The organism is Hallella absiana, assembly GCF_025457485.1.
GTDB lineage: Bacteria > Bacteroidota > Bacteroidia > Bacteroidales > Bacteroidaceae > Prevotella > Prevotella absiana.
The window spans coordinates 1-20,002 of sequence record NZ_JAMXSP010000040.1; the positions used below are offsets into that span (position 1 = coordinate 1).

Here is a 20,002-nt window from a genome sequence, read left to right on the forward strand (position 1 = left end):
AGAATGACGAAAGCAAGAAGATTGTCTGGCAGTTCCGTACAGAGGATGCAAGAGTGAAGTTAATTTCTCTTTATCCGAAGTTATGAGTATAACAGAAGAAATGATCAGGACACTACACTAGTTTATACTCAACACATAGACAAAAGTCGATAGTCAACACATGCCTATAGTCGACACTGGTCGAGCACCAACACATCGACACAAGTTGACAGCCAACATACCGACCTACGCCATTCATTGACACAACGTCACGACATCAAAGGCTTTGGTTTGCGTCTGACTTCCGCCTGTAGAGATTTGAGATGCTCCTCGGCCTTGCAATCATCAATGTTAGTATGACCGGTGTCGGGATAGTCGATGTCGCTGTATCCTCCGTCGGTAATCCACTTCATCAGTTCGTCCTGGAAGAAATAGAGTTTGTTGCCACGCTTGTGGAACGGTATCTTCCGCTTGGAGGTCATGTCGTAGATGGTCGACGGGCTCTTGCCGAGCAGCTTGCAGGCCTCCGTCATGCCGATAGGTGTGTACTTAGCAGCATCGCACGTGCCGCTGGCGATGAACGACAACAAGGCGATGATCGTGTCGCACTTCTCATGGAGGGATGCCAGAGTTTGCGGCATCCCGTCAAAGGTTAATGTTCTCATGGTAGTAGTTGGTTGTGAGGTAGGTGTTTGGTTTTCCATAGTATCAAAATGTCAGTAGGTTAGGTTATGAAGATGGTTTTCTATTCTAAAAGTATGTGAGTATGTAATAGTATGACACTGTGAGTCTCATTTCAATGAGATCTTGTTCGTTGCGTCACGCTTGAGCGAGCTGACTACGTCGGTATAGACTTGTGTCGTTGACACGTCGCTGTGGGTGAGCAACTTCGAGATGGTGTATATGTCGGTGCCGGCTGCCAATTGCAATGTGGCAAAGGTGTGGCGGAAGCAGTGGAAGGTGATGTGCTTCGTGATGCCTGCCGCCTTGAGCCACTTCTTCAGGTGATAGGCCACGATGCCCGTGGTGAAGTCCTTGAACACCTGACCGTCCTTCCGTTTCCCGCACAGCCGCTAATCAGTTATTTTTATACGTAAGCGTCTCCGCAATTGCGTATTGTAGCTAAAAATATAAGTGCGTATCTTTGCATCGGAACTAAAAAGATGAAAGATATGTATGATACAGCAAATGAACGTTATCAGAAAACACTGACGGTCTTTGAGAAGTCTCTCAGAAGAGGCCGCCAGACGAAACTGTCAGATATTTGTCGCGACAATAAGGTATATTATCGTGGCATGTTGAAATGGCTTTATAGATCAGGCCTCACAATCGCCGATATACGTAAGGGCATTGTGTCTGAATCCGGGCCCGTCGCCTCTTCTGAGCCAAAGTCACAATCATCCTTTGTTGAGTTGTCAAATGTTCCCAAAGCAGAAAATAACGGTTTCTCGTCACACATACTTGCCAACGTCAAGCTCAACCTTGGCACCAGCATCAGCCTTACTATGGAAAATGCAGACGCCGGTGCATTGGCAGAGCTTGTAATAAAGATAATGAAGGAGGCGGAGGTATGTTCGGACTGAATGATAGCATGCATTATTACCTCTGCACAAGGTGTGTGGATATGCGTAATGGCATTAACGGTCTGTCAAAGATAGTCCGTGACGAAATGGGGCTTGCCCCATTGGGCGGCGGTATTTTTGTATTCTTTTCCAAGAACAGGCAAAGCGTCAAGATACTCAGGTGGGACAGTGATGGCTTCATTCTCTATCATAAGCGTCTTGAGCGCGGCACGTTTGAGATGCCTTCTATAAATGTGTCAACAGGACGCGCAGAGATGCCCTGGAGAACGTTTTCTCTCATAATGCAGGGAATTTCTACCAAGTCGGTGAGATACCGCAAGAGAATGAGAATTGATGTTTGATGCGTCTTGTAATGCTTTGATTATCAATAAAATAGTTGCAAAATAGTAGGCTGAAAACTTTGTCATTACGTGAAAATTTATTATCTTTGTAGATGTAATGACAAGCAATCAGATCATAGAAAGTCTCAAGGAAGTAATCGCCTCGCTCAAGGCACAGCTCGAAGTGTATCGTCTTGAACGTGAGCAGGACAAGCGCCAGATCAATGCGCTGATGTCCATAATCACTGGTCTGAGGAAAGAGATATCCTCTCTTCGCGAAGCCATTGACGGCCGTAATGAGGACCTTGAGAAGGCAAAGAGTATAAACAAAGGCTTGTCCAAGATTATTGCCAACAAAGCAGAAAAGCAACAGCCCCCCAAGCCGTCAGAGGAGGAAAGGCTGGAACTGGAGAAGAGACGGGCTGCGGCTGCCAAGGCTCGCGGCAACAACGGAGCCAAACGCAGCACCCACCCGGAGAACTCAGCACATACACAGATAGTCTACGTCACCCCTGACGCACCATGTTTTAATCTGTCACAGGCAACACTTGTCGGCGGCACGGACCAGGACGGTAATCCCACTGCATATCTTGAAAGCAAGAGGTACCGCTATCACAAAGGCTATATGGAGACGGTACTCTACCGTGCGCCGCTGTACAAGCAGGATGGTCAGCTGTACCGGGGAAAAGCACCGAGGACCCCGTTTCTGAACTCCTTTTATGAGTCATCCGCCATAGCACACGTCATGCATCTGCGATATGGTTATGCGATGACTGTGGAGAGCATCTGCCACATGCTCCGTGAGCAAGGCTTCGACATGAGCAAAAAGACGGCAGACGGCCTGCTGAGGAAGACGTCAGACATATTGGGAAATCTTTATCAAGCCCTACGGGACACTGTGCTTAAGGCTGACTATCTTAATATAGACGAGACTTACTACAAGATATTGTCAGAGAGGAGGCCGAAGGCAAGTGAGGCCAGCCAGGCTGAAGACGCCAAACAAGCCACTGAGGATGAACAGAAGAAAGATTGTCCATCCCCGACGGATGTATCTCCGGCCAGAGGCTCAAGAAAAGGCTATCTTTGGCTTGTTGCCAGCAAGTCCCTGAAACTGTCGTATTTTATATACGACGGCGGATCAAGGTCACAAAGGATTATACTTGACGAGCTTGTCAACTACCATGGCTATGTACAGTCCGACGGCTACTCCGCTTATAAAAAGATGGAGACAGATGAGTATAAGGACATACGGCGTATAGCCTGCCTGCAGCATATAAAGCGGAAGTTCCTGGACTGCGGAGAAAGCAACAAGGAAGCAAGAGAGATTGTGAGGCTGATCAACAAGCTGTACAGAGAAGAGCATAAGCACAGGAATGACAAAGACTGGACAGCCGACGACAATCTTAAATGGAGACAGGAATACGCGCCGCCCATACTCAGAGAGATAAAGGAAAAGCTGGACATCCTTCTTGCTCTCCCTGACAAGGAGCTCCCGCCGAAGAGCGACCTCTACACAGCTGTGCATTTTTTGGACGGCGAGTGGTATGCCATGGAAGGCATCTTCACTCGCGGAGATACCGCGTTGGATAATAACCTCTGCGAATCTCAGAATTTATATGTAGCCAAATCAAGGCGCAACTCCTTGTTCTTCATTACGGACGAGGGGGCCAGGCGGGGAGCCATGTTCTACTCGCTGACCCTGTCTTGCATGCTTAATGGTGTTGATGCCTTTGAATACTTTACGGATGTCATAGACAAGGTCGCCCAGATGAATCCCAAAAGCCCAATAGAGAAATATCGAGAACTGCTGCCTGACAAGTGGACTAAACAAAATTAGATGTAGTAAGTACCCCATGGCGAATCTGTCATGGGGCTTATTTTTTATGGGTTGACGCAAACGTGGAGACGCTTACTTTTATACCGTTTTCCACCTGTCACAATGGGGCATACACAAAAAGAAAATATCTTATTATCGTTTGATAAACTTTTTGATTTCATTTGATTCGTTTGTTAACACCCTTGCCAAGCTATCTTTGTATACTACTATCTCTACCATTTTATGATAACGGAAGATGGAATCCTCATAAACGGCCACTCGTTTTCTCACGTTACGAGTCACGATAAAATCTTCTATTGATTGAATATCATCGGGTTAAGCACTTTAAAAAGTGTAACTGCTAACGATTTAGAAACGAGTTATATTCTTTTTCTTTCACAACCTGCAATATACAAAGAACGCCTAAATTTGGAACAAAGATACGATATTTTTCTTAATGTCCCATAATTTGCAAGAAGAGAGACATAGAAATTAGGACTTTTTTACATGAAATCTCAAATTTGTAAACATAACCCCATCATAAAAAATGAATAGCAAGTATTCCTGCTGAGTTTATCAAATCAGGGCCATTGTTGTTGATGACGACTCTACCATCAGCTCATATATACCTTTCCGACACAAGCATATATTGTTTTCGTTTGTACTCCGAGTGTGTACAGTTTCAAATCATGATTTACATTCTTATATAAGAAGGTGAAGCCGTGACCATTTGTGTATTTTTGCCAAACTAACTTCAGTACATACAACAGATGTAAAAAGATTTCTGTAAAATCGACCGAAATTATAAGAAAAAAACACAAAATCTGCAAATTTCTTAAAGATTACATCCGTTTATTAAGATTATTTTTGTATATTTGCAGCATTAGTTTGGTGGTAAAGCCTATTGGCCAGCCACGTGACAATAGGACTTTACGGAGCAGCCCTTTATCACAATTCATCTCCGTAGTAACAGTCCGTTCTCTCACTGGTCTCTCCCTGCGCGGCAGAGGCATACGTTTTTATATTTTTCAAGCACTCCAAATTGACAGCGCATGAGAAAGTTTACTTCTTTGTTACTGTTAGGCTTCGCTCTCGGCAGTTTCGCGCAAACGCCCGGAGGAGTCAGTGGAAGCGAACTGTGGTTCAAGACTGCGCCTTTGAACTCAGACCTGCAAGGTTATTACCGTTGGCAGGATTTCTCTGGGGATTCCATACGGCTGATGCTATTGGACAGCCGTGGCGTCAAGTCTGAACTTACTCTTCCGAACAGTTCAGTCCATTACTTCAATTTCAATCCGAGTCTCTGGCTCGCAGAAGGATTCCGCAGCCTGAGTGCCAGCCTCAAGCACTGCGACCTCTCACAGGCTACCGTCATCGGTGTCTTTGCACCGGAACTGGCAACCATCGGCAAGGATATGGTTGTCTATGCTCTTGACGGCCGCAAAGGCGACGGAGCCATTCTGAGCAAGGACAAAGCCGTAAGGGGTAGAGGTGTTGAACCACTGGACTATGGTTCAGCATCGGGTGAAGACCTGCTTTATCAATCAAGTGATTCTTTGTCCGAGAACGGTTTTAAGGAAAGCGCTCTGCGAGTTGTGTCCTACTTCAAGGTAAGCAATCCTTCAACAACATTGTGGGGAGACAACTCCAACACCACATTATTTATCGGAACCCCTTCCACCTCTGGCAGTTTCGGTACGGATTTCCCGACCTCGCTCTTCGGTAATGCTTCCATCCGGGGATATGCCCCTGAGCTTATTGTTTTCAGCAGGATGCTTACACCCGATGAGCGCAGAAAAGTGGAGAGCTATCTGGCGGTAAAGTACGGCATCACCCTCAAAGGCTCGTATCTTGACAGCGACGGAAACCTGACTTGGGATATGGCGGAGAACCAAGCCTACCACCATAGGGTCACAGCTGTTGGAACCGACACGGCAGGAAGTCTATCCCAACCGCTTTCCGCAACATCATATGAGGAAGGTCCGGTGTTTGCGGCCTTGAAGGAGAACGGAACTTATCATGACGCAAATCCATACAACCTTTCATCCGCTTCCCGTCTGCTTGTCATGGGACGTGAAAACGGCAATCCGATGCCGGACAGAGGCTTTACTTTCTGGGGCGACGATGATGTGGCACTTGCAACATATACCTCACCTACAGATTCCCTGTGGCATGTCATGAAACGTACATGGATGGTCAAGACCAACGTGCCGTCAAAGCCCGACAGTACAGTGGCAAGATGGACTGCGCAAGGATTTGAAGTGTCAAGGAATGGCTTTACTGACAATATCATCCAAGAGAAAGCCGCTTCCGGAGCTTATGCCACGACCCCAGCCCTTGTTGGAGGTGGCGGTGCTTTTGAGTTCACCTGTCCGACAAGTCACCCGACTTTTGACGTTGGCTTCGGAAGCATCGGTGGCAGCACATGCAAGTATGGATTCCGGTTCACCAATGCTGGAGTTGTTTATCCGATCATCAACGGAGCGGTCTCAAATTCATACATTGCCACGGATGTTGACGGAACGGACATCTCTATCCGCAAGGAAGGCAAAAACATCTATCTGCGTGTTGACGGAACAGGAAGTGCGACAAGAACCATATCCCTTTCGGATGCAACTGACAAAGACACAAATGTGGGCATTATCCGAACGGAAGGAGCAGAGTCCGCCTTGAATATGGCAGGCTTGAGAACAGGAGGAATAGATGATGTCGGTTATATGGCAGAGTTGAGCTATGACCTCACACCAGACAGAGAATTCTCAGACTATTGCCGCAAGCGTACCGTCATGCTCATAGACCCAAGCGGTGAAGGTGATTTCGACATCAACAGCAACAGTAACATAAGATGCTCCAAGCCTGATATGACAAGGGGCAAGACCATATTCCGCAATATCCTATGGGATGCAGACGGAAGCGGAAGCGATGTGTTCACATTCGCCTATTATGACGGCATTTCCTATGATGCCACTCCTACGCCGTCAAGTTGCGAGAATGGAGTTCCACGCAATGACGGGTATATCGACATCGGCATCAACATCGGTACACCTGTCTATTCCTATGTGCTCAGCGTTGACACCGTTGCAGGAAAAGTAAAAGGAGAAACCATTGCCAGAGGAACATTCTTCGGTGACACGCATAGAATCACGAATCTTGCCCCCGGCGCCTATGCGCTGTCCGTATCACAAGGTGGAGGCAACGAGATTTATGCCACTGGCAACGCACTCTACACCTCATACTCGCATGACACCAGGACCTATCTGTCTGGTGACATCTCATGGACGGTGAACGATACAAAATCAAACTACCGTGTGGGATTGGAGCCAAGCCTCACGGACGAGATCACCCAATATGGCTTCGACGTGCGGGGCGACAAGACCCATATCATAACCGGTGGATATACAAGCCTAACCAAATATGTCACCATCAAGCCGGGCGATGTGCTCAGTGTTACAGTCCGCAATATGCAGGTCACATACAAGTTGAACGGACAGACCGTGCATCATGAATATGTCTGGTCACTTCGTGCATGGCGGTTCTGCATCAAGTACGGAAAGGGCGAGACGCATATCACCGACCTTACCGTAAACGGTACGCCTGTAACCTCATTCACCACAAGGGGCAACGTGCAGATAGAAACACCCAAGAAGTGTACGACAACGATGACCGTCTATGTCGGCAGCGAGTGTGATGCAAGTATGCCTAACGGAACACAGGCAAGGGAGAACCATGTGGGCAGCTCGGACAGACAGGCTGACAACTCCTTCATTTCTGGAGAAGACGAGAATTTCACTGTCAAGGGCAACGGTTCTACGACAGGCATCTACGAGGCTAAACTCACACAGGACAAGCCTTCTGCAGCCACATTGATGGTGTTTGACGTATCAGGCAAACTGGTAGTGTCACGCCAAATGACAGGCGAAAGCGTCAAGCAAGCTGACTTCAAGGTTCCCGCATCGGGTGTGTATGTCGTGAAGGCAATCTCCGAGAATGGGGAGCATACAAGGAAAATCTCAGTAAAGTAACTTAAAGGAAGATACGCATGAAGAATTATATACAGAAGGTGGCGTGGGCATTGGTTTTACTGCTTGCCGCCACACTGTCCCTTTCGGCAAAGGACGGTACAGCCGTGAGAAAACTCTTCAAGAAGGGTGTCTCTGACAGTATCTCCGTAGGAGGTAGCAAACTGGTCGTTCTTCAGAAAGACCTCATTCGGAACAGAAGCCTTTCCGTGAACTCTATCGGAGAGGAGAATGTTCCTGAGCTTGACTTTGCCATGACCAACGTCACGGCAGGAGGACAGGGCTACCGTTTTCTCCCTCACGGAACCCATTTCACAGGCGAGGGTGCGACTGTCAAGATAAAGTATGACCGCACGAGAATACCAAGCGGCTATACCGAGGACGACATCCGTACCTATTACTACGACCCGGCCGAGAAGCATTGGGTTGCGTTGGAGCGTGTGCGTGTGGACAAGAAGGAAGAGTGTGTCGTTTCAAAGACGACCCACTTCACCGACATGATCAACGGTGTGATACAGGCCCCGGAGTCACCGCAGACCGAAGGCTTTGCCCCGACGATGATGAACGACATCAAGGCGGCAGACCCGACGGCGAAGCTCAATGTCATTGCGCCTCCAAGCGCAAACAACCGTGGCTCTGCCAACCTGCAGTATCCGTTCGAGATGCCGCCAGCACGAAACGGTATGCAGCCAAGCCTTGGCTTGCAGTACAGCAGCGAGGGCGGTAGCGGTTGGCTTGGCGAGGGTTGGAACGTCAGCGTGCCAAGCATTACGCTTGACACCCGGTGGGGCGTGCCTCGTTATGACCAGTCAAAAGAGACGGAGACTTATCTCTTGTCCGGCTCAATGCTCTCCACGATGGATGACAACGGACAGATGGGAGTCGCACACCGTGGCGAGAAGATGAACAGAAAGGCTGACCGCCAGTTCTACACCCGCCAAGGCGGTGATTTCAGCCGTATCATCCGCAAGGGTGACAGTCCTGCCAACTATTATTGGGAGGTTACAGACAAGCAGGGTGTCAAGTACATCTATGGCGGTGACGGAGCTGTTGTAAAGGGCAATGTCACCGATGCTTCGGGCAATACCCGTGAGGTGATTGCCGAATGGAAGCTGAAACGTGTCGAGGAACTCCACGGTGACTATATAGAATATGTGTATGACATCGTGGATGAGGATGTGCGTGGCGGCTTGAAGGCCAAGGCTGCATATCTGAAGGAGGTTCACGCAGGTAATGCAGGACAGGAACCGCACACCGTTGTACTCTTTGATGGCAACAAGGTAAAGCAGGTAAAGACCAACAATGCCCGCTATGGATTCCTCGCTTCTTCCAACAGGCTGTTGGAGAAAGTGACCGTGAATTTCCAGGGCGAGACATTGCGCAGCTATGCCTTTGACTACAAGGAAGGTGCATTCCACAAGGAAATGCTCACAGGTGTCAGACAGTATGACAACACAGGAAAGGAAGTGGCTTTCCAGAACTTCGACTATTATGATGATGTGCAGGCTGAAAAGGGATATGTTCCGTTCAAGGACGATTCCGAGAAATGGAACACGCACGATGACGGACTTGACGCTGGTTTCGTCAATCCATTGAAGACTGTCAGCAAGCGTTTCAGCGACAAGCCTACTGCACTTGGCGGAACGACAAGTTCTTCCGTGAGCGGTTCGTTCTATGCAGGTGTGGGGGTCGTGGACGGAAGTCCTTGGAAAGGCAATACCGTGGGTGGCTCATACAGCTATTCAAGCGACACGAGCAAGGGACTTTCCGCACTCGTTGACTTGAACGGTGACGGACTTCCTGACAAGGTGTACAAGTCTGGTGGTTCTGTATATTATCGTCCACAGATTAAGACAGACAACGGAGAAATCGTATATGGTGAGTCTGTCAAGGTAAAGGGCATCAGTAACTTCTCGACAACCAAAAGTTCAACGAACTCGTTCGGTGCGAATGCCGTTGTCGGTTGGAATGTCCTGACTGCCGTTGTCGGAACGGACAAGTCAACCACTAAGACCAAGACCACTCAGTATTTCAGCGACATCAACGGTGACGGACTTGTTGACCTCGTTTCCAATGGCAAGGTGTTTTTTAATCACTTGGAGTTTGACGGCTCTGGCAATGCCGTGCCTACGTTTACATTGAGCAGTGCCGACACGCCAAGCCCAATCATCTATGGTGGCAAAGTTGACACTTCTGTCATGGAGGTCAGTAAGGATGAGCAGGCGGAAGCCATCAAGAACTCCCCTATGGAGGATATCGTGCGTGTATGGCAAGCGCCAAAGGATGGGACAGTCAGTGTGGCAGGTCAAGTGAGTCTTGTCGCTCCGACTGGTGACTATGACGCTGACGAATACCAGAAAGCTGATGGTGTGAGGGTTGCCATTCAAAAGGGTGGCAATGAACTTTGGAGCAAGACGATAGCCAAGGGTGACAACAGTCCATACAGCGCAGCCGTATCATCTGTTGCCGTCAAGCGGGGTGACAGGATCTATTTCCGTGTGCAGTCGGGTTCTGAGGAAACAAGCAATGGTTTCTTTGACAAGGTCAACTGGTCACCAACCATTACATACGCTGGCGAGGCAATGACTTTGCCTAATGGTCTTTCTTCAACGGAGTATAAGCCTGAGGATGGTGCCATCTATGATGTGAACACCTCTGCCAATGTGGAGAATGGATCAAGCGTTGAAGTTCACAGTGCCTTCCACAAGCCTGTAACAACCGACGATGTTGTTCTCAGCATCATTGGCAGCAACGACAAGAAAGACAGTGACGGAAACGACAACCCGAACTATACCAAGAAGACTGTCTTTGCTCGTACATTGAAGGCTGGTGAGGCTTTCAATGGTGATTCTCTCAACATCAGTCTGGAGAATACAGAAAAGCTGACCAACTTCAGCTTTGAGATTTCATCCTCCTCAAATGTTGATTGGAAGAATATCGGTTGGCAAGCGTCTGTGACTTATAAGGACTCTGCCAATATCGAACAGACGGTAGCCGTTCCTGCACACTACAATACATTTGCAAATGCCTTGGCAGAGGGCAAGCCATACTTGACTACAGCGACTGATACAATTATGGTTGTGTCACCAGTGCTTACCCTTTCAGACAATTCTATCAACGGGCAGATTACTTTGACCGCCAAGACAGAGGATACACTTGTTGGCAAGAAGTCTTTCAATATCGAGAATGGCATCTTGAAAGCCGATACTCTGCGATTTGCAACTACTGCAGGAAAGAACATCTGGTTTGAATACAGCTATCCGGCAGCAATCTCCAATGAAACTGTTACTTCAGCCTCTGTTTCCATTCTGAAAGATGCGGCAGGTCTCGTAACTGAGAATGTGTTTGCTGGATTCTATGCAGAGAATGACAATCTTGGCTTCGGTATGCTTTACCGTGGCTGGGGAGGTTTTGTTTATAACTCGGCAGAGGGCAGATATGCAAAGCCTATTGACGAGTCATTGCTGAAATTGCCTGAAAACGAGAACGACAAGGTTGACCCTCTCACGATGGCATTCACTCCATTGGGTACAGACCAGACTTCTATGGACAAGTGGGTCGGTCAGCGACAGGACATCTATCTTACTGCAACCGAGGCAAGTACAGCCCGATTGACAGAACAGGATATACTCCTTACCAATCCATTGGATAATAATGCTGAAGTGGCAGGACTTGCAGGTGAATATTTGCAGGGTACTGGTGCGGCAGCTGTAAGCCAAGTGGTGTCAAGCAAGAGTACCGTTGTGCAAGGCGGTGCACTTGGCATTACCCATAACAATGCAAATGGCAGTTCCAAGACGGAAGTTGCCATGATGGATATGAATGGTGACGGATTCCCTGACATCATAGCTGGTGGTACTATCCAATACACCAACTCACAAGGTGGATTGAGTGGCGAAATCTACAAGGGTATCGGAGCTAATAACTCTGACAATGCTTCTGAGGCGTGGGGATATGGCGGCAATCCAGTTGCTTCTGCTTCTGGTATTACCTATTTAATATCTGGAGGAAAGGCATCAATACTGAACCAACAGACTGCTTGGTTGGCCCAATTCTCCATTTCTGGCAGTGCGCCAAAGAATACGGATGAAGCTGTAGAATCGTTCATTGATATTAATGGCGATGGACTTCCTGACAAAATTCTTTCCGATAAGAAGGTAAGATTGAATCTTGGCTATGCTTTCACTGAGCCTATAGATTGGGAACTTGACCGCGTTCAAGGCGGTACGAGTCTTTCTTATAATATTGGTGCAAGTGGTAATACTCCTGAGGCAGGTTGGGGTAAATTTCAAGATGAAAAGTATAAGGATATAAACAAGGCCTCTGGTAGTTTCTCAGCAGGTTTCGGTATCGTAACCTCTGAAAGTGAAGAGGAATACAACCTTATCGACATCAACTCTGACGGTCTCCCAGATAAGGTTTGGAAGAATGGTGATGGTATCACTGTTGCCCTCAATACAGGCAATGGCTTTGACGAGCCTATCAGTTGGAAGGGTGCAAGTGCGCTTAGTGAATCAGCCTCTACATCAGAGTCTGCAAATGCAGCGTTCACTTTGACCATCAACATTCCTGTCATAAGCATCAAGATTTCAACCAACCCTGGTGCATCAACCTCGCACAGTATCAATCGTCCTACCTACTCTTTGCAGGATGTTGATGGTGACGGTTATCTTGACATCGTTGAGTCTGAGAAGGAAAGCGAGTTAAAGGTTACACGCTCTGCCATTGGCAGGACAAACATGTTGAAGTCTGTCACCAACTCCTTGGGCGGCACTTTCACACTCGACTATGCGCATACCACTCCTACCTACGGACTTCCTGGTGGCAAGTGGGTAATGTCTGCCCTTACCGTTGATGATGGTATCCATGACGATGGACCTGTAATGACTACCGCCTTTGAGTACAAGGACGGAAAGCGTGACCGCCATGAGCGTGAGTTCCTTGGCTTCGGCGAGGTTATCACCAAGAATCTCGACACGGAGAATGGCAATTCTGTTTACAGACAGGCTGTTGAGAACTACGATGTTGCTAACTACTACACGCAGGGCAATGTTACCGCCACATCCGTAGAGGATGCCAACGGCAACAAGTACACCGAGACAAAGAACCGTTACGACAGCTACTATCTGACTGCCGACGGTGACAAGTACACGTTCGCAAAGCGAGACGTGAACCTTTGGAGTGACCGTGCCTCTGCATTCGTACCTCTCCGCTATACGGCAAACTTGCAGTATGAGGGAGCGGCAAACGGTGTGGTTACATCCGAGGCATGGAATGAGTACTACCTCAATGGCTATCATGGTGAGTTGAAGTCCTACAAGTACAGCGACAAGGGAAGCCTTGGCGAGGACGGAAGCGGAAAGTTTGACTATGCAACCGCCATTAAATACACGGACAATGCAGCGAAGCATATCTTCGGACTTCCAATAGATGTTACGGTGACTGGCGGTGACGGCTCACTCTATCACCATGTGACGGCAAAGTATAATACCAACTACGCCAACCACATCACGCAGATTACACAGCAGTTGAATGATGGCGAGGCTGTTACGGATTACAAGTACGACTCTTACGGCAACATCATCCAGAAGACTCTCCCTGCCAACGGCAAGGGACAGCGTATGTGGTACAAGTACCGCTATGAGCCTGAGATGAACATGTATGTGGAGCGTATTGACGATGCGTGGGGTTACCGCAGCGAGCAAGGCAATTTTGACTATCGCTATGGCATTGCCAAGGAGCATCGCGACCTCAACAACTTCTACTATGAGACTGATGTTGACGATCTCGGTCGCATTACTGGCGTGCGTGGTCCAAATGAGTTGGCTACGGGCGTGCCTTATGCCATCGCCTTTGAATATCAGCCTTTGGCTACATTCAATGAGAGTGGCATTACCGCACCTGCTTACGCAGTGACCAAGCACTACGACATCCAGCACCCTAACGATGACTTGGAGACCGTTACGTTCGTTGACGGCTTCGGAAGAGCCGTGCAGGTGAAGAAGGACGGTGTTGTGACAAGTGCATCCAAGGGAAACTCTGCTAAGGACGAGAACGTGATGATAGTCAGCGGAAGAAACATGTATGATGCTTTCGGACGTGTGGCAAAGGCTTTCTATCCTACAACGGAAGGAACAGGCTCGAAGTCAACGTTCAACAAGTCTTTCGACAATGTATCTCCAACGGTTACTGTTTATGACGTGCTCGACCGTGCTACCTCAGTGACATTGCCGGACAACTCTACGACAACTACGGCATATACTGTTGACAACGGCAGTCATGCACTTGTTACAACCGTAACAGACGCACTCCATAATGTTCAGGCTACCCATACCAATGGCAGTGGCAAGACCTTGAAGACCATCCAGAAGAGCGGTCCTGACGGCGAGATTACCACCTCGTTTGAGTATGACGGCATACAGCGCCTTGTTCGTGTCACCGACACGGAGGGCAATGTAACGACCTCTACTTACGACATGGGTGACCGCCGTACCGAGGTGAACCATCCTGCAAGCGGCATCACAAGTTTCACTTATGATGCGCTCGGCAATGTGCTGACCAAGCAGACTGCCAACCTTGCCAAGGAAGGAAAGTTCATCACCTACGATTACGATTATCAGCGTCTGACGGGTATCAACTACCCAGACCACCCGGAGAACAACGTGAAGTATTATTATGGTGGTCGCAACGCTTCTCAGAACCGTATCGGCAGATTGATGCTCCGTGAGGACGGAACTGGTGCCATCGAATACTTCTATGGCAAGATGGGCGAAGTGACCAAGACTCGACGCACGATGATTGTGCCCAACCAGGCGATAGCAACCTACGTGACGCAATGGACTTACGACAGCCACAACCGTCTGTTGGAGATGATTTATCCTGATGAGGAGAAAATCACTTACTCTTACAATCTCGGTGGTCAGCTTGAAAAGGTTCATGGCTACAAGTCATACGGCTACGATTATGTAAGCAAGATTGGCTATGACAAGTTCGAGCAGCGCACATACTTGAAGTATTGCAATGGTGCTGAGACATTCTACACCTACGACCCACAGCGTCGCAGATTGCAGAACCTCACTGTGAATAGTGGTGGCAACACCATTATGGATAACGCTTATACATACGATGCTGTAAGTAATGTGCTCAGTGTTGTAAATGGTGCGTCAGTTCCACAGAGTGGCAAGGCTGGCGGACAGATGGCGCATACCTATACATATGATGCCCTCTACCGTCTCGTTAGTGCAACTGGCACTTATACTGGTGCTGACAACAAGACCGCAAGCTACACCCTTGCGATGGGTTACGACAACATGCACCGTATCACATCAAAGCGTCAAATCCTTACACAGAACAATGTGCAGTTCAACGGCACATTGAATGCAGGTTATGATTTGTCATACACCTATGGAACTGAGACAGGCAAGAAGTTCCAACTCGCCAATGTGAAGGATGTGAACTACCGCACAGAGGAGACGCCTTCGGAAAGCGATAATGTGAACAACAATCACGCCTATGAGTATGATGCCAACGGTAATCTTGTCTATGTCAATACAAGCCGTACCAAGAAGGATGGCGTGGCTGATGAGAAGACCGCAGAACGAAAGCTCAAATGGGATGAGGAGAACCGTCTCCTTGCTTCTGATGACAATGGTTTCGTGACTAACTATTGGTACGATGCTGATGGTGAGCGTACGGTGAAGACATCAGGCGAGAGTGACCAAGTTTATGTGAACTCAGAGTTTGCTGGAGGTCGCACGAATACAGCCAAGTTCTCACTCTATGTATCACCTTATCTCGTTGCCAACCAAGGCGGACGCTACACCAAGCATATCTATATCGGTAGCCAGCGTGTCGTTTCCAAGATTGGTGACTTCGACTCTTACGGCTCAGACCCACGCCGCATCCAGTATGCAGGTAGTGAGACTGATGGCTTGTCTGTTGATTATAAAGCTAAATATACCGGGCAGTTGCAGGTTATCAAGGATAATTATGCAACCTTTGCAGTGCCGTACAATGGCGAGGACAACAACGATTATGTCGATGGCAAGGGCTTCTGTTGTAATGACGGCAGCTTGGAGGCTGCTCAGACACGAGCTTTAGCGAGAGCTGCAAAGAACAACTTCCAAGAAGGCGATACATACGAGAAGATGCAATTCTACTACCACCCAGACCATTTGGGTAGCAGTAGTTACATCACCAACCTTGACGGCGAGGTGGTGCAGCATATCGAGTATGTTCCTTTCGGTGAGGTTTTCGTTGAGGAGCGCAACAACATCTGGAATACACCTTATCTTTTCAATGCGAAGGAATTCGATGAGGAGACGGGGCTATATTACTATGGAGCGAGGTACTATGAACCGAAGCTTAGTCAATTCCTTAGTGTGGATAGATATTCTGAAAATTATCCCAATTTTAGTCCATATTCATATGTTGGAAATAACCCGATTAAATATATAGATGTAAATGGGGACAGCATTGTAATTAATAATCGAGGATATGTTAATTACTATAATTCTAACGACCCAGATACAAGAGTATTCTTAAACAATAGGTGTATTGGTTCGCTTGGATCCACTATTAATGCAAATGGATGGTTTGACAATTTGCTTTCTGATAATGCAAAAGAATCTGACGATTTGTTCTCGCCACTTACTTTTAAAAACTATGTTCAGCAATATGGAAAGTGGGATTATAAATACCGAAGTCCAGCTAACAAAAACTCTGAAACCCGTTCTATGAAATATCATATTCTTGGTATAGCATTTTATAGAAAAGATAAAAGTAAAGGTTTAGGAGATTTACCTGAAACATATTTCTTGTTTAGGAACAATCCTAAAGCCAGGGCTGAAGATTTGAATAATTTCCATTTTGGAGTAGTAGGCAAAAGTTTCTGGATGTTCTCTGAAGAATTTATGTTGAAGACAGCAGGGGCTGTCGAAATGCAAAAATGGGCTGAAGATTACAAATTTGGCAAGAGACCAACTCCTTATGTACCAGAATCATGGCGACCGATTATAGTTACCGGTTATTATCCAAGTGTTATGGGAGGAGGCCCTATTTATGAAATTGGTTGGCCTTATGGAGATAATCCGAAAGATAGCAGATGGATTATTAGAGGCTTTAATTATTATAAGTCTCATATGAAATAATTTTTAAATAATTTCTCTGAAGGAATATCATTCCTTCAGAGAAATTTAAAATAACAGGTATGAAATATTTAATGCAAATATTACTTGGTTTAATACTTTTACAACTGCTGCAATCATGTGATTACAGTAAGAGTCGCGATGTGTTGTGGATGAAAAAAAATTTTGAAAATAATGCAGAGCTTTTTTTTGATGTTACTAATTTGTTTAATAACTCTATTCCAATAAATTTAAAAAAAGAAAATTATGTTAATTTTATTATTAATGATAAAAATAATAGTGTTGATATTATTATAATAAGCAAAAAAGTAATTAATGGAGAAAGAGTCACTCAAAAAGCTAATTCACAAAGGTTAGATAACAAGAATTTTAATCTATTATTGAAAAACTTAGGATGGAACTATTCAAAAGTTGATTCAATACGAAATATGTTACAGAGGATAAAATGCAATACCATTAGAACCGTTGATTATAAATATTTTGATATTGAAATTTATAATAGCTCTAATTTATCGTATTCATATTTACATATCAAACATAGTATAGAGTACCATAATATTAAAACAATATCAAATAACTCTAAATATGGTAATTTGTTTTCCATTCAGTAACTAATAGCTTGTAGCCAAATAATAAAAGAAAGCAATTGCAAGCGTGTAAAAAAAGAGTATCACTGCATTATATTGAAACAATGTCGTGATACTCTTTAATCTGTATTCTGATAACTATCTATTTGCGTCAACAATTTTAGCACTTCTATTGGTCATGCCTACGAGTATGATGCCAACGGAAACCTCATTTATGTCAATACAAGCCGTACAAAGAAGGATGGCATGGCTGACGAGAAGACCACGGAACGCAAACTCAAATGGGATGAGGAGAACCGTCTCCTTGCTTCTGATGATAACGGCTTTGTGACCAACTATTGGTATGATGCAGATGCAACGATTCCATAGAGATCCTTGTCCCTTACAAATACCACTATCTCTTTGATGAGCCGCGCACGGCACGCCTCACCCTTGAAGGACAGGACAATGATGCCGCACCAATCGTGTGTCCCATCACCAGCCACAACGACAAGCTGCTCGTCGTAGACGGAAACCATTATTTTACCGCTAAGACCAACATCCGTTCTAATGGCAGCAACGCTCAGCCGGAATTGAAGGTCTCTGCCCGTATCGTTATCAGCGACAAGACGCTGTGGCAGCAGGTATTCAAGATGTATTAATGACATTAGTATTGGTGGGCTATTATCTACACAGCAACGCCATTCATCGCCAATTCGTCAGGACATCAATGGTTGGGGTTTTCGCTTGACTTCCGCTTGCAGGGTTTTGAGATGCCTTTCGGCCTTGCGTTCGTCAATGTTAGCCGTGGCTTCGTCCGGATAGTGGATGTCGCTGTATCCTCCGTCGGTAATCCACTTCATCAGTTCGTCCCGGAAGAAATAGAGCTTGTTGCCACGCTTGTGGAACGGTATCTTCCGCTTGGAGGTCATTTCGTAGATGGTCGACGGACTCTTGCCGAGCAGCTTGCTAGCCTCCGTCATGCCGATAGGTGTGTGCTTGGCTGCAGCGCAAGTGCCGCTGGCGATGGACGACAACAGGGCGATGATCTTGTCGCACTTCTCATGGAGGGATGCCAGAGATTGCGGCATCCCGTCAAAGGTAAATGTTCTCATGGTAGTAGTTGATTGTGGGGTAGGTGTTTGGTTTTCCATAGTATCAAAATGTCAGTAGGTTATGATGATGGTTTTCTATTCTAAAAGTATGTGAGAATGTGAGTATGTGAGAATGAGATAATGTGAGTCTCATTTCAATGAGATCTTGTTTGTCGCGTCCCGTTTGAGCGAGCTGACCACATCTGTATAGACCTGCGTGGTTGACACGTCACTGTGGGTGAGCAGCTTTGAGATGGTGTAGATGTCCGTGCCGGCCGCCAGCTGCAACGTGGCGAAGGTGTGGCGAAAGCAGTGGAAGGTGATGTGTTTCGTGATGCCTGCCGCCTTGAGCCACTTCTTCAGATGATAGGCTACGATGCCCGTGGTGAAGTCTTTGAACACCTGACCGTCCTTCCGCTCTCCGCACAGCTCTACTGCCTCGTCGCTAACAGGCAGGAAACTCTCCTTATGCGTTTTTTTCGTGCGGAAGTGGAGCATCCAACCGCCATCGGCTGACGGCTCGATGTTGTCCCATTTCAGTCGGATGATGTCGCTGACACGTAGTCCCGTGAGCACTGAGAACAATGCTGCTCGTCTTAGCACCTCGCTCTTGCAGGGAGTAGCCGAGAGATGTTTCACCTCGTCGAGGGTCAGAAACTCCCTTGGCGTACTGTCGTTCTCAGCCTTCTCCAACTTCGTGGCGACATTTTCCTTGAGCTTACCGTCATCGAAGGCGATGCGGAGCACTGCCTTGAGCTTGCACAGACAGTTGTTGGCCGACGAAGCCATCATCAGTTTGCCGTTACGGGCGCACTTCTCCGACATAAGGTAGCCGAGAAACTTCTGGCAGTAGTCCACGGTGATGTCGTCGAAGCAGCAGCTGCCGCCACAATAGTCCTTGAAGTGACCGAAAGCCGTCTGCCAGTTGTGGCCGTACTCATTCTCCTGCATCTGCTTCTCGAAATAGTCGAGGAAGCTCTCACGGCCTTTTGCCCGGTCAAGGAAACCAAACTGCTCATTGATTACCGACTCCGTGCGACGGCACTTGATGAGTTCCGCCTTCTTCATCATCGAGCGGTTGTACTCCTGCTGGAACCGCTCCGTGGGGTTGGCATAGATGTATATGCCCAGATACTCGCGCCGTGTCATCCGACCCGTCCGGGGGTGGCGGATGGCAGGGTAATAGTCAAGATAGAGTGAGACCTTGCCCTTTGCCAGCTTCCGCTGGCGCACTGTTACTTTGGTACAAAGATTTGTCATAGTTATTTTTCTTTTTTTATGTTTCAATTTAATGGTCCAAATGATACTTGTATCTTGTCGCCGTCTCCATGCGGTTAGACAAATAGATTGCTAAATCTTGGCCCAAGGGGGATTGTCCGTGGCGGACGGATGCCGCTGCCTAACCAAAGACAGTAACACATCTATAGAAAAAGAAGGGTATATCCCTTATTCCCTTCAGGCATGACCTGAAGGCTTTCA

The 20,002-nt window shown here is 47.1% G+C and carries 10 protein-coding genes and 2 pseudogenes; 8 read left to right on the plus strand and 4 right to left on the minus strand.

Annotated features, from left to right (window positions below):
• Positions 1–248: 248 nt before the first annotated feature.
• Together NG346_RS13055 and NG346_RS13060 are read right to left on the minus strand one after the other, a co-directional pair.
• Positions 249–644: a helix-turn-helix domain-containing protein gene (locus NG346_RS13055; RefSeq protein WP_262281373.1), complete on the minus strand. Its 396-nt coding sequence runs from the start codon at positions 642–644 to the stop codon at positions 249–251.
• Between the two features lie 126 nt (positions 645–770).
• Positions 771–1,049, minus strand: a pseudogene (locus NG346_RS13060) (tyrosine-type recombinase/integrase); the annotation flags it as partial.
• A gap of 93 nt (positions 1,050–1,142) precedes the next feature.
• Between NG346_RS13060 and NG346_RS13065 the strand changes: the two are divergent.
• The 8 genes and pseudogenes from NG346_RS13065 to NG346_RS13100 all read left to right on the plus strand — a co-directional run bounded on the left by NG346_RS13065 (position 1,143) and on the right by NG346_RS13100 (position 18,091).
• Positions 1,143–1,562: a hypothetical protein gene (locus NG346_RS13065; protein ID WP_262281340.1), complete on the plus strand. Its 420-nt coding sequence runs from the start codon at positions 1,143–1,145 to the stop codon at positions 1,560–1,562.
• 41 nt (positions 1,563–1,603) lie between these two features.
• Entirely contained in the window at positions 1,604–1,903 is a 300-nt protein-coding gene (gene tnpB / locus NG346_RS13070) for an IS66 family insertion sequence element accessory protein TnpB (RefSeq protein ID WP_262281342.1), read from the plus strand.
• 97 nt (positions 1,904–2,000) lie between these two features.
• Positions 2,001–3,719, plus strand: a complete 1,719-nt coding sequence (locus NG346_RS13075; protein ID WP_262288852.1) for an IS66 family transposase — start codon at positions 2,001–2,003, stop codon at positions 3,717–3,719.
• A gap of 1,031 nt (positions 3,720–4,750) precedes the next feature.
• Complete coding sequence (locus NG346_RS13080) at positions 4,751–7,720, plus strand: T9SS type A sorting domain-containing protein (protein ID WP_262280879.1); 2,970 nt, start codon at positions 4,751–4,753, stop codon at positions 7,718–7,720.
• Between the two features lie 17 nt (positions 7,721–7,737).
• Positions 7,738–16,866: a SpvB/TcaC N-terminal domain-containing protein gene (locus NG346_RS13085; protein ID WP_262280878.1), complete on the plus strand. Its 9,129-nt coding sequence runs from the start codon at positions 7,738–7,740 to the stop codon at positions 16,864–16,866.
• 59 nt (positions 16,867–16,925) lie between these two features.
• On the plus strand, positions 16,926–17,474 hold the full coding sequence (locus NG346_RS13090; RefSeq protein ID WP_262280877.1) for a hypothetical protein: 549 nt from the start codon (positions 16,926–16,928) through the stop codon (positions 17,472–17,474).
• Between the two features lie 138 nt (positions 17,475–17,612).
• Positions 17,613–17,804: pseudogene (locus NG346_RS14655) on the plus strand (hypothetical protein); the annotation flags it as partial.
• A gap of 110 nt (positions 17,805–17,914) precedes the next feature.
• Entirely contained in the window at positions 17,915–18,091 is a 177-nt protein-coding gene (locus NG346_RS13100) for a hypothetical protein (RefSeq protein WP_262280875.1), read from the plus strand.
• A 57-nt stretch (positions 18,092–18,148) separates the two neighbouring features.
• On the opposite strand, the gene NG346_RS13105 is transcribed toward NG346_RS13100, so the two are convergent.
• Both NG346_RS13105 and NG346_RS13110 read right to left on the minus strand, forming a co-directional pair.
• The gene (locus NG346_RS13105) at positions 18,149–18,544 is read right to left on the minus strand and encodes a helix-turn-helix domain-containing protein (RefSeq protein ID WP_262280874.1); all 396 of its coding nucleotides are present in this window, start codon (positions 18,542–18,544) and stop codon (positions 18,149–18,151) included.
• A 129-nt stretch (positions 18,545–18,673) separates the two neighbouring features.
• Positions 18,674–19,783, minus strand: a complete 1,110-nt coding sequence (locus tag NG346_RS13110) for a tyrosine-type recombinase/integrase (RefSeq protein ID WP_262280873.1) — start codon at positions 19,781–19,783, stop codon at positions 18,674–18,676.
• Positions 19,784–20,002: the final 219 nt, after the last annotated feature.

Bases quoted from the DNA above. Each gene is read 5' to 3' on its own strand.
- NG346_RS13110 (WP_262280873.1), bottom strand. From the start codon at position 19,783: ATGACAAATCTTTGTACCAAAGTAACAGTGCGCCAGCGGAAGCTGGCA.
- NG346_RS13080 (WP_262280879.1), top strand. From the start codon at position 4,751: ATGAGAAAGTTTACTTCTTTGTTACTGTTAGGCTTCGCTCTCGGCAGT.
- NG346_RS13055 (WP_262281373.1), bottom strand. From the start codon at position 644: ATGAGAACATTAACCTTTGACGGGATGCCGCAAACTCTGGCATCCCTC.
- NG346_RS13075 (WP_262288852.1), top strand. From the start codon at position 2,001: ATGACAAGCAATCAGATCATAGAAAGTCTCAAGGAAGTAATCGCCTCG.
- NG346_RS13085 (WP_262280878.1), top strand. From the start codon at position 7,738: ATGAAGAATTATATACAGAAGGTGGCGTGGGCATTGGTTTTACTGCTT.
- NG346_RS13105 (WP_262280874.1), bottom strand. From the start codon at position 18,544: ATGAGAACATTTACCTTTGACGGGATGCCGCAATCTCTGGCATCCCTC.
- tnpB (WP_262281342.1), top strand. From the start codon at position 1,604: ATGCGTAATGGCATTAACGGTCTGTCAAAGATAGTCCGTGACGAAATG.
- NG346_RS13090 (WP_262280877.1), top strand. From the start codon at position 16,926: ATGAAATATTTAATGCAAATATTACTTGGTTTAATACTTTTACAACTG.
- NG346_RS13065 (WP_262281340.1), top strand. From the start codon at position 1,143: ATGAAAGATATGTATGATACAGCAAATGAACGTTATCAGAAAACACTG.